The organism is Proteus sp. G2675, assembly GCF_963886535.1.
In the GTDB taxonomy this organism is placed as follows: domain Bacteria; phylum Pseudomonadota; class Gammaproteobacteria; order Enterobacterales; family Enterobacteriaceae; genus Proteus; species Proteus mirabilis.
In genome coordinates this window covers 16,712-29,023 of sequence record NZ_CAWPCB010000003.1, presented here as the reverse complement: position 1 = coordinate 29,023, position 12,312 = coordinate 16,712, and the positions used below count along the sequence as shown (strand labels likewise).

Genomic DNA, 12,312 nt, shown 5'->3' with positions numbered 1-12,312 from the left:
CAACATTGCTCCTGTGTTCATCAACTTTCAGGTTAATACCCGATTCTCTCCTTTATCTATGCAGAGACTGTGCCAAATAAGCCATTATTTTAAATATTTTATAATTAGATGAAAAACAAAGAAAAATAACAGACAGTTATCAGTAATAAGATGAGTAAGAGACAAAAAGGAAACAATTATCGACACTAATGACGATTTTTATGTCGACGATGAGCAAGCAGTAATAGCAAAGATTAATCGGTCTAATTAACACGATTTTCTCTATGTATTCTTCTCATCAATAAAATTATTATTTTTCAATAAATACAATTAGTTATTTTTATTTAACAACTAAACACATCATTATTTGATGACAATATGATAATTTGACTTGCTATATTCTTATTTAGGTAAATTTTTAAGAATTAATATTTTGAATAACAATTTATTCGCAAGAAAAAAGGTGAAAAACAATAAAAAAAAAGCCCATAATACTGAACCTGAAAACAACAATGCGGTCTTAAAGACCTCTACACCCCAAAAATTTGATAATAGCTCAACATGCAAAAATTAAAGTTTTTACGATTTTCAAAAGAAAAAGTTTCTCTTTTTTTAGCTGTCTATATTGGTTTATTTCTTAATCTTTCCGTTTACATTGGCCGTTATGGCACACAGAATTCTCACAACTCCCTCATTGAAAGTTTATATATACTGGGTGAAGTTGCAGTAAACATTGCCTTTACTTTCTTCTTATTACGACTTATTTCTTTTTGTGGCACACTATTTTTTAAAATAGTCGCTTCTTTTATTCTGCTCATTAGTGTTTGTGCTAGTTACTATATCTCTTTCTTTGATGTAGTTATTGGCTATGGCATTATTATTTCTACGCTCACCACAGATATCGATTTATCAAAAGAGCTGATTAGCCCTAATGTGATTATTTGGATTATTGGGTTATCTATTTTACCCCTAGCGCTAACTTGGTTATGTAAGAAACCAGAAAAAAATATAACTCAGCAGCAAAAGAAAAAAATCTGGATCAAAAATACGGTCAAAATGCTCGTAATTGCTCTTGCGGTATTTGCCTATCTAAAAACCTTAGATTCGAAACAAAAAGCCTATGAAATCAAGAATAACTTAGATTTGCCAAGCTACAGCGGTGGTTTAAGTTACGCCTATTTACCGACCAACTGGATTATTCCTTTATTTCAATATGCGATAACACAGTACGACGACCACTTTAATAGCCAGAATATCTTTGATCCCGCGGATAACTTTACCTATATACCGTCAAAAGCCAATGAAGATGTCTATGTGGTCTTTATTATTGGCGAGACAGCAAGGTGGGATCATATGGGGCTATTCGGTTATGAAAGACAAACCAATCCCCTATTAAGCCAAGAAAAAAATCTGATTGCTCTGAAAGGTATCTCTTGCGATACAGCAACAAAACTTTCGCTAAAATGTATGTTTGTGCGTGAAAACGGTACAGAAAATAACGATCAACGAACGTTAAAAGAGAACAATATTTTCTCAGTGTTACATCAGCTAGGAATGACATCAGAACTCTTTTCAATGCAAAGTGAGCTTTGGTTTTACAATAAGCTTGATTTAGATAACTATGCCATGAAAGAGATGATGACCGCCAAAAATAGTAATTTTGGCAAAGAATTAGATGATACTTTGCTTATTAACGAAGTCGCAGATTCCGTTGCTCACTATTCTAAAGGTAACCACTTAGTGATTTTACACACTAAAGGTTCACACTTTATGTACTCGCAACGTTACCCAAACGCATTTAAAAAATACCAACCTGAATGCTTAAACGTTGACGATGAGTGCACCAAAGAGCAGCTAATCAATGCTTATGATAACTCTATTCTTTATACTGATTACTTTATTGATGGTGTACTTAATACCTTGCGTGATAAAAAAGCCATTGTGTTTTATACCTCAGATCACGGCGAGTCAATTTCAGAAAAAGGTGGCTTACACGGCACACCAAAAGAAATTGCACCACCAGAACAATTTAAAGTGCCTTTCTTAGTGTGGATGTCAGATAGCTATTTAGCTGAGCCTGAAAATAAACAGTTATTTGATAATCTCAAACGAAATCAAGATAATAACCGGACTTTCTATCATCATAATATTTTTGACTCGATATTAGGCTGTCTAGGTTACTCATCACCCGATGGGGGGATTAATAATCAAAATAATCTCTGTTTTGGTGACATAGCTAGCGAAGCACAGTAACTCGTTTCTAATCAATAAAAACCCCATGTTTAAGATTAAGCATGGGGTTTTTACTCGCTGAGATTAAAATAATGGCTTATTTAAAGTCAGCATCTGTATACAGGTGTGTTGCTTGAATTTCTTTGACGTTTCTTGCACCACCTAACATCATATTAATTCTTAACTCTTTATTTAATTGCTCAATAACTGAATTCACACCTTCAGCACCGCCTAAATTTAATCCATAAAGAATTGGACGCCCCACAGCAACAACATCTGCACCACTCGCTAGCGCTTTAAAGACATGTGAGCCACGACGAACTCCACTATCGAAAACGATAGGAACACGTTTGTTCACGACTTTGGCAATGGCTGGCAATACATCAATGGTTGCTGGTGCACTATCTAACTGACGACCACCATGATTAGACACCCAAATCGCATCAGCACCCGCTTTAATTGCAGTATCGGCATCTTCAGGTGATTCAATACCTTTCACAATGACTGGTAAACCTGACATCTTTTTCACATATTGAATATCCGCAGGAGTAAATGCTTGTTTAGCTTGAGCATAGATCTCACTAATACCCGAACCTTTACCTGTTTTTGATTTATCATCACTGATTTTGGCGAATGCTTCCAAATTGGCAAAACCTAATGGGAATTGAAAACTATTTTTAATATCATCTTCACGATATCCCCCCACAGGAGAATCAACCGTTAAAATAATACCTTTCGCGCCATACTGTTTTGCTTGCGATAAAATATACTGATTAAACGCGTTGTTTTTACTCATATATAGCTGAAAAAAGAACGGATAACCCGGTTGTGCTTGCGCGACTTCTTTAATGGTTTTATTACCATAAGTACTTAATGAGAAAATAGAGCCCGCTTTCGCCATACCTTTTGCTGTGGCAACTTCGCCTTGTTGATGAGCAAGCCCTTGGGCTGCCATCGGTGCCTGAATAATAGGCGTATCTAATTTAATACCTAAAAATTCTGTTTTTAAATTCAGATCGGAAAATTCAATCCCTTGTAATGCACGAGGCATAATATATTTTTTATTAAATGCATTTGTATTAGAACGCAAGTTATTTTCGTCTTCAGCACCACCACGAATATAACCGAAAGCGCCTTTATCCATATTTTCTTTTACTTGATTTTCAAGAGCATCTAAATTAACTATTTTGATTGGATGTTCTGCGGTACTCGCTTTATATTCAGTCGCTTGCACAACTCCCACACTTAATGCCATAGCAATTGCAGTCGTTTTTAACAATGTATGTTTCATTATCTCCCCCTATGTAGGAATTAATGGATTATATTTATAGTTTAAGAAACAACGCTCAGATTATAAGAATAAATATAAACTCTATTTTTATAGAAACTTAAAATAATCGTTCTGATTTTTTAATATATAATAATTAAATAAATCAAATGTAACTTAATAAAAATTAGGTCATTAATGAAAATATATATAATTATTTAAATATCATGATATTTAAATAACATAATGACATTTTAAAAAATAATCTTGATGTCGTTAAAAGCGAGTATAAGCTGACTATGGAAATAATGTATCTAAAGATTATTGCTTTAAGCATTCAAAAAATTTGTTTAAGTTAAAAAAAACCCCCGCGGGCGGGGGTGAGATAAGCGCAATTAAAAGTCTCAAATCAACTCAGGAGAAAAATACCTTTAGTGTCGATTACGAACAATTTGGTAACGGCGCGTTAGATACTCAATTGGCACGCTCCAAATATGAACTAAACGGCAGAATGGGAACAATAAAAAAATCGTCATACCTAGGAATATGTGCAATTTAAAAATAAGTGCAACACCTTCAAGATTTGCCGAAGCACCGCCATGGAATGTCACAATAGCTTGCGCCCATGCCACCAGCTTCATCATTTCACTACCATCCATATGCTGTGCGGAAAATGGGATAGTCAGTAAGCCGAGTGCAACTTGGACAACCAGCAAGGTTAAGATCATGATGTCACCAAATGACGATGTTGCTCTTACTCGTGCATTCGTCAAACGACGTTTTAACAGCATAATGCCGCCAATCAGCATTAACACACCACAAGTACCACCACCAACCATCGCCATAATTTGTTTATATTCAATTGGTAGAAAAGATTGATACATCCAGTGTGGCGTTAACATCCCCAGAAAATGACCTGCAAAAATGCCGATAATACCAATATGGAATAAGTTCGAAGCAAGTCGCATGTTTTTCTTGTCTAACATCTGACTGGAGCCTGCACGCCATGTATATTGACCATAATCATAACGTAACCAACTACCGATAAGAAAAACAGCACCAGCAATATAGGGGTAGATATCAAAAAACAACATATTAACGTAATTCATTTTTGTGCTCCCATATCTAGCGAATTACCGACATTGAGATATTGAACAGGCGTTTCTTGCGCAAAACGTCGCTGATGCTGGCTAATATTGTTACTACCACATTGCGCACTTTCACCTAGAAACGTCACTTGCTCTTCTTCCCATACGGCATCTAATGCAGCCGGCGTATCATCTACAGGCTCTTTTTCTACTTGAGCCGCCAGTTGTGAAGCGTCTAACTCACTTTGTGAGAGACAAAGCAATACATCAAAAAGAGCGTGATAATCACTGCCTCGCTGTTTTAAACGCTCACTCAGCAATGCCAAAATAGGAGCAATATTATTAAGCCCTTCAATACTTTCATCGGTAGGCAATAGCGTTAAATACTCAAGGTAAGTAGGTAAGTAATCAGGCAATTCACGACTACTTAAGGTGATCCCTGCTTGTTGATACTGATTAAGCAGATCAACCATTGCCTGACCACGATCACGCGATTCACCATGTACATGTTCAAATAACAATAGCGATCTCGCTCTACCTCGATCAAAAATCTCACTGTAATTCGCTTGTGCATCCAGCAGATCTTGTTGCGTGAGTTCACGAATAAACGCCATTAATTTTGCGACTTGCGTGACAGGAAGCTCGTCAGCTTCCTGCAATGCATCAATGATCTCATTACGATGTTCCCAGAGATCTTCGCTGGGATAATCCAATAACAGAGAAATAACTTTCAAAGAGATCATCATATTTTCTCCTCAGAACGGCGCTCATCTTGAGGGGTTTTGGAAGTGATATCGATGGCATCAATACGATGGCTATTAAACAGATTAAATTTACTCTCGCTGCCATGACAACCATCACCAAAACTAAAACCACAGCCGTTACGCTCAGGAAAAGCTTCTCTTGCTAACTCACGATGGCTAGAAGGAATAACAAAGCGATCTTCATAATTGGCAATCGCCAAATAGCGATACATCTCTTGTGCCTGTGCTTCGGTTAATCCCACTTGCTCTAATGCTGTCAAATCGGTTTTACCTTCTACCGTTTCTGCGCGTTTATAATGGCGCATTGCCAACATTCTTTTTAATGCTAATAACACTGGCACTGTATCGCCTGCGGTCAGCAAGTTAGCCAAATATTGGACAGGAATACGTAAACTTTCTACATCCGGTAATACTCCCGTATGTGGCAACACTCCTGCATCAGCCGCAGATTGAATAGGTGACAGAGGTGGCACATACCACACCATGGGTAAAGTACGATATTCAGGGTGTAGTGGTAATGCTAGCTTCCAATCCACCGCCATTTTATAAACCGGCGAACGTTGGGCTGCATCAATCACACTTAATGGAATACCTTGCTCTTCTGCAGCTTTAATAACTTCAGGATCGAAGGGATCTAAAAAGATATCTAATTGACTTTGGTATAAGTCTTTTTCATTATCAGCACTGGCGGCTTGTGAAATTTTATCTGCGTCATACAGCATCACACCAAGATAACGAATACGTCCAACACAGGTTTCTGAGCATAGGGTTGGTTGACCTGATTCGATGCGCGGATAACAGAAAATACATTTTTCTGACTTACCGCTTTTCCAGTTAAAGTAGATTTTTTTGTATGGACACCCTGTTAAACACATGCGCCAACCACGACACTTATCTTGATCGATAAGCACAATACCATCCTCAGCACGTTTATAAATCGCACCACTTGGACAGGTCGCGACACAAGCAGGATTTAAGCAGTGTTCACATAAACGAGGTAAATACATCATAAATGTATTTTCAAACTGCCCATACATCTCTTTTTGCATATTGGCGAAGTTTTTATCCGCAGCACGTTTGCTAAACTCGCCCCCTAAATCATCTTCCCAGTTTGGGCCTTTTTCGATCTTGGTCATACGCTGACCTGTTATCAACGAACGAGGACGTGCGGTGGGTAATGAGCCTTCTGGTGCATTTTTTAAATGCTCATAGTCATAATCAAATGGCTCATAATAATCATCTAATGCTGGCACATCTGGGTTGGCAAAAATCTTTGATAATAGCCCAACACGGTTACCCATTCTTGGTACTAACTTACCTTTAATATTTTTGATCCAGCCGCCTTTCCACTTCTCTTGATCTTCCCAATTTTGCGGATACCCTGTACCCGGTTTAGTTTCAACATTATTAAACCAAGCGTATTCCACACCTTCACGACTGGTCCAAACATTTTTACAGGTTACTGAACAGGTATGGCAACCGATACATTTGTCGAGGTTCAGTACCATACCGACTTGTGAACGAATTTTCATTATGCCTTCTCCTGTCCATTCAGGGTTTGTTGATAAGCATCGCCTTCACCATCAAGCCAATCAACCTGTTTCATCTTACGTACCACAACAAATTCATCGCGGTTAGAGCCCACAGTTCCATAGTAGTTAAAGCTATAAGCCAACTGAGCGTATCCACCAATCATATGGGTCGGTTTAGGGCAAACACGCGTCACGGAGTTATGAATACCGCCACGCATTCCGGTTATTTCAGAGCCTGGTAGGTTTATTTGGCGCTCTTGTGCGTGATACATATAAATCATGCCATCAGGAATACGTTGGCTCACAATCGCTCTTGCGGTTAACGCACCATTACTGTTGTATGCTTCAACCCAATCGTTATCACTAATACCCATCTCTTTAGCATCATCTTCACTCAGCCAAACCACAGGGCCACCACGACCGAGGGTTAACATCAGTAAGTTATCGCTATACGTTGAGTGAATACCCCATTTTTGGTGAGGCGTCAGGAAGTTCAGCGCTTTTTCTGGGAAGCCGTTCGGTTTTTTACCTTTCACGGCTTCGATTGCCTTAGTATCAATAGGTGGACGATAAACCACTAAACTTTCGCCATAAGCACGCATCCACTCATGATCTTGATATAACTGCTGACGGCCACTTAAAGTACGCCAAGGGATCATCTCGTGAACATTGGTATAACAAGCGTTATAAGAGACATGCTCATCTTCCAGACCAGACCATGTAGGACTTGAAATGATCTTACGAGGTTGAGCAACGATATCGCGGAAACGAATTTTCTCATCTTCTTTTACTTTAGCTAAATGAGTGTGATCGCGTCCTGTCACTTTACTTAGTGCATCCCACGCTTTTACCGCCACTTGACCATTCGTTTCAGGTGCTAAAGAGAGGATAACTTCGGCTGCATCAATTGCGGTTTCAATCGCCGGGCGCCCTTTTGCCACACCCTCATGACGAACGCGATTAAGTTTTTTCAGGAAATCAACTTCTGTCTGTGTATTCCAACCGATCCCTTTACCGCCATTACCTAATTTATCCATTAACGGCCCAAGTGAGGTAAAACGAGCATAGGTATTTGGATAATCACGCTCCACAGGAATAAGATGCGGTGCAGTTTTCCCCGGAATAAGGTCACATTCACCTTTTTTCCAATCTTTGACATCAAATGGTTGTGCCATTTCAGCCGCGGAGTCATGTTGTATTGGCTGTGTCACTAAATCGGTTTCAACCCCTAAATGACCGACACACAATTTAGAGAAGGTTTTAGCAATACCTTTATAAATTTCCCAATCGGTTTTAGACTCCCAAGCGGGATCTACCGCGGCGGTTAATGGATGAATAAATGGATGCATATCCGAGGTATTCATATCATCTTTTTCATACCATGTGGCGGTTGGTAACACGATATCGGAGAACAGACAGGTACTTGACATACGAAAGTCTAAAGTCACCACTAAATCGACCTTACCCTCACCGCCTTTATCTTGCCATTCCACTTCTTGTGGCTTAACTTGGCCTTGTTCACCTAAATCTTTACCTTGTAATCCATTTTCCGTCCCTAATAGATATTTCAGTAAATATTCATGCCCTTTACCTGCAGAACCCAATAAATTAGAACGCCAGATAAATAAGTTACGAGGGAAGTTTTGCGGATTATCCGGTTGCTCTGATGCAAAACGGATCTCACCTGATTTCAGAGCATTAACGGTATAATCCGTTGCACTGACGCCAGCTTGTTGAGCTTTTTTGGTAATAGATAATGGGTTAACGTTTAATTGCGGTGCTGACGGTAACCACCCCATACGCTCCGAACGCACATTCATATCAATTAAGCTACCGCTAAAGCGTGATTTATCTGCTAAAGGTGATAGTAATTCTGTCGGTGATACCGTTTCATAGCGCCATTGACTTGAATGATTATAGAAAAATGACGTGCTATTCATATGACGAGGTGGACGCTGCCAATCCAGACCAAAAGCTAATGGCAACCAACCTGTTTGTGGACGCAGTTTTTCTTGTCCCACATAGTGAGCCCACCCACCACCACTTTGGCCAATACAACCACAGAAGATAAGCATATTGATAATGCCACGGTAGGTCATATCCATGTGATACCAATGGTTAATGCCCGCACCGACAATCACCATTGAACGACCATGTGTTTTTTCTGCATTATCAGCAAATTCACGTGCAATGCGGATAATATCTTGACGGCTAACCCCTGTTACTTGTTCAGCCCATGCGGGTGAATAGGCTTTGATCTCATCATAGTTTGTCGCACAGTTTTCATCATTTAAACCACGATCGACACCATAGTTAGCCAGTAATAAGTCATAAACGGTAGTGACATATTTTTCTTCGCCATTGGCAAGAGTAATGCGTTTTGCTGGCAGTTTATGAACGAGAACATCATCAAGGGCAACACCTTCAAAGTATTCACTCTTGATGCCACCAAAGTAAGGAAATGCAACGTCAACCACATCATCATGGTTTTCTAAAAGACCCAATTGTAAAGTGACTTCTTCGCCACTCTTACCGTCTTTAGGCTCTAGATTCCATTTGGCAGCGCCTTCCCAACGAAAACCCATTGAACCTTGAGGAGCGACCAATTGCTGTGTTTTCTCATCAATAGCAATGGTTTTCCATTCTGGATTTTTCTCCTGATCGAGATTGTTCACTAAATCAGCGGCACGTAGCATGCGACCCGCAACTAATTTGCCAGAATCATGCTTATCTAACATCACTAACATTGGCATGTCAGTGTAAGTGCGCACATAGTTACTAAAGTATTCAGTTTGGCGTTTAACGTGGAATTCGTTAAGAATAACGTGTCCCATCGCCATTGCCATGGCGCTATCTGTACCTTGTTTTGGGTTTAACCACTGGTCACACAGTTTAGCAATTTCAGCATAATCAGGTGTTACTGCTACCGTTTTGGTGCCTTTATAACGAACTTCGGTAAAAAAGTGAGCATCTGGCGTACGGGTTTGAGGTACGTTTGAACCCCATGCAATCAGATAAGAAGAGTTATACCAGTCAGCTGACTCTGGCACATCTGTTTGCTCCCCCCAAGTCATTGGTGAGGCAGGTGGTAAATCACAATACCAATCGTAAAAACTTAAGCAAGCACCACCAATTAGAGATAAATAGCGGGCACCAGCGGCATAAGACACCATTGACATTGCCGGAATAGGTGAGAAACCAATAATACGATCTGGGCCAAAAGTTTTAGCGGTATAGACGTTAGAAGCCGCAATAATTTCATTCACTTCAGACCATGAAGAGCGAACAAAACCACCACGACCACGAGCTTGTTTATAACTTTTCGTTTTTTCGGGAGCATTAACAATCGATGCCCATGCATCAACTGGATCAGCGTGTTGCGCTTTGGCTTCACGCCATAATTTGATCAGACGTTTACGCACCATTGGGTATTTAACGCGGTTAGCGCTATATAAATACCATGAATAGCTCGCACCACGCGGACAACCACGGGGTTCATGATCAGGCAGATCAGGACGAGTTCGTGGATAGTCTGTTTGCTGGGTTTCCCATGTTACTAAGCCGTTTTTGACATAAATTTTCCAGCTACATGATCCGGTGCAGTTAACACCATGTGTAGAACGCACGATTTTGTCATGTTGCCAACGGCTACGATAACTATTTTCCCAGTCGCGATTAACATTTAACTCTTGCCCGTGATCTTGTGAAAACGTATCACCAAGCTGTTTAAAATAGCGGAATCTATCGAGAAATTTACTCATCAGATACTCTCCCAATGCGCGTTAGCGCGCTCACATTGCGTATAATTCGTCATTATTATTTATTGTGTTTACGTCCATAGACCAACCAAGTGATCAGAACGCAGGCGATATAGAACAGAACGAAGATTTTCATTGCCCCAGCAGGTGAACCCGTCATCGCAAGGGATGTACCAAAGGCTTTAGGAATAAAGAAGCCACCAATCGCACCGATTGCAGAGATAAAACCCAATGCAGCTGCACTTTCTGTTACGGCTTCTTTCTGCGCAGCTTCATCTGAAGCCTCTTGTGCCTTCATGCGATCAATGGTGATTTTTCTAAATACCACGGCAATCATTTGGAATGTTGAACCACTGCCTAGCCCTGCAGTTAAAAACAGCACCATAAACACGCCATAGAAAGCAATAAACGATCCACCAGCACCATTTTCCGGTAGGGTTAAGAACAGGAGCACTGAGAAAATAGCCATAATGATAAAGTTGATAAGCGTCACTTTAATGCCACCAAATTTATCAGATAGCGCACCTCCCACAGGGCGAGCTAATGCTCCAAGTAAAGGACCAAAGAAGGCATAATGTAAAATGACAATATCGGGGAACTGGGTTTTCGATAACATTGCAAACCCGGCAGAAAAGCCGATAAAAGAACCAAAAGAGCACAGATAGAGGATACTGAGTAACCAAAGATGACCACGTTTTAAAACAGGTAGCTGTTGACTTAAAGAAGCTTTATTAGCAGCCAGATCATTCATGCCAAACCAAGCCGCAAAGGTAAAGATAAGCAAGAAAGGTACCCAAATCCACGCCGCATTCTCTAGCCATAAACGTGAGCCATCAGGTTGAACGACTCCGGGGCCACTAAACATAGCAAAAACGCCCACACTGACAACCAAAGGCGCGATTAATTGCATCACGCTGACACCTAAGTTACCCAATCCGCCATTTAATCCTAATGCACCGCCTTGGTGTGCTTTAGGAAAAAAGAAGCTGATATTTGCCATACTCGATGCGAAGTTTGCACCAGCAAAACCACACAGCAGAGAGATAACGATAAAAGTGGAATAAGATGTCGTGAGATCTTGCACGGCAAACCCTAGCCAGAGACAAGGAATAATCAGAAATACCGTACTAATAGCCGTCCAACGACGACCACCAAAAATAGGAATAACAAAAGAGTAAGGGACACGTAGTAGCGCACCTGAAACAGAAGGTAGAGCAGTCAGCATAAAGAGCTGATCAGTGGTAAAATTAAAGCCAACCTTATTTAAATTGACAGCGACTGCACTAAATAGCATCCAGACGCAGAAGGATAGCAGTAGACAAGGAACAGAAATCCATAAATTACGCGATGCGATTTTTTGACCAGTTTTTTCCCAAAAAGCTTTATCTTCAGGATGCCAATTTTCGATCACCCCTTTTTTCATTTTTTCTGGGTGTTGAGAAAGTGCCATAACAACCTCGGTTAACGGTTAAATTGGCTTCTTTTTACGGTGAGATGGGTTTGCGAGTCATGATCTGCATCAAGCAAGATTTTGTTTGATTTTTCATCTAAATCTATGTTTTATACCTAAGTATTAATAGGGTTACGTGACTATTTTAAATGTAAATCAATAAATTAGGTAAAATCACTTACTCTTTATTAAACACATTACAATACTTAGATATTTAGAGGTACTCCCTTTGGAGTATATGT

General features: G+C 39.9%; 7 protein-coding genes. 1 reads left to right on the top strand and 6 read right to left on the bottom strand.

Annotated features, from left to right (window positions below):
- The first annotated feature begins 540 nt into the window (after positions 1-540).
- Entirely contained in the window at positions 541-2,232 is a 1,692-nt protein-coding gene (gene eptB / locus AACQ49_RS00250; protein WP_161778832.1) for a kdo(2)-lipid A phosphoethanolamine 7''-transferase, read from the top strand.
- 76 nt (positions 2,233-2,308) lie between these two features.
- On the opposite strand, the gene AACQ49_RS00245 is transcribed toward eptB, so the two are convergent.
- The 6 genes from AACQ49_RS00245 to AACQ49_RS00220 all read right to left on the bottom strand — a co-directional run bounded on the left by AACQ49_RS00245 (position 2,309) and on the right by AACQ49_RS00220 (position 12,070).
- Positions 2,309-3,502, bottom strand: a complete 1,194-nt coding sequence (locus AACQ49_RS00245) for a lactate oxidase (RefSeq protein ID WP_049210469.1) — start codon at positions 3,500-3,502, stop codon at positions 2,309-2,311.
- 407 nt (positions 3,503-3,909) lie between these two features.
- On the bottom strand, positions 3,910-4,587 hold the full coding sequence (gene narI, locus AACQ49_RS00240; protein ID WP_004245424.1) for a respiratory nitrate reductase subunit gamma: 678 nt from the start codon (positions 4,585-4,587) through the stop codon (positions 3,910-3,912).
- Positions 4,584-5,309, bottom strand: coding sequence for a nitrate reductase molybdenum cofactor assembly chaperone (narJ, locus tag AACQ49_RS00235; RefSeq protein ID WP_012368809.1), 726 nt, complete (start codon positions 5,307-5,309; stop codon positions 4,584-4,586). Before narJ ends, narI begins: the two co-directional genes overlap by 4 nt.
- Positions 5,309-6,862, bottom strand: a complete 1,554-nt coding sequence (gene narH, locus AACQ49_RS00230) for a nitrate reductase subunit beta (protein ID WP_049256165.1) — start codon at positions 6,860-6,862, stop codon at positions 5,309-5,311. Before narH ends, narJ begins: the two co-directional genes overlap by 1 nt.
- A complete protein-coding gene (locus AACQ49_RS00225; protein ID WP_161778831.1) occupies positions 6,862-10,623 on the bottom strand; it encodes a nitrate reductase subunit alpha in 3,762 nt (1,253 codons plus the stop codon). The genes narH and AACQ49_RS00225 overlap by 1 nt, the downstream gene beginning before the upstream one ends.
- A gap of 55 nt (positions 10,624-10,678) precedes the next feature.
- Positions 10,679-12,070, bottom strand: coding sequence for a NarK family nitrate/nitrite MFS transporter (locus AACQ49_RS00220; RefSeq protein ID WP_161778830.1), 1,392 nt, complete (start codon positions 12,068-12,070; stop codon positions 10,679-10,681).
- Positions 12,071-12,312: the final 242 nt, after the last annotated feature.

Excerpts from the sequence above, each read along its gene's own strand:
- eptB (WP_161778832.1), top strand. The coding sequence starts at position 541 with ATGCAAAAATTAAAGTTTTTACGATTTTCAAAAGAAAAAGTTTCTCTT.
- AACQ49_RS00245 (WP_049210469.1), bottom strand. The coding sequence starts at position 3,502 with ATGAAACATACATTGTTAAAAACGACTGCAATTGCTATGGCATTAAGT.
- narI (WP_004245424.1), bottom strand. The coding sequence starts at position 4,587 with ATGAATTACGTTAATATGTTGTTTTTTGATATCTACCCCTATATTGCT.
- narJ (WP_012368809.1), bottom strand. The coding sequence starts at position 5,309 with ATGATCTCTTTGAAAGTTATTTCTCTGTTATTGGATTATCCCAGCGAA.
- narH (WP_049256165.1), bottom strand. The coding sequence starts at position 6,862 with ATGAAAATTCGTTCACAAGTCGGTATGGTACTGAACCTCGACAAATGT.
- AACQ49_RS00225 (WP_161778831.1), bottom strand. The coding sequence starts at position 10,623 with ATGAGTAAATTTCTCGATAGATTCCGCTATTTTAAACAGCTTGGTGAT.
- AACQ49_RS00220 (WP_161778830.1), bottom strand. The coding sequence starts at position 12,070 with ATGGCACTTTCTCAACACCCAGAAAAAATGAAAAAAGGGGTGATCGAA.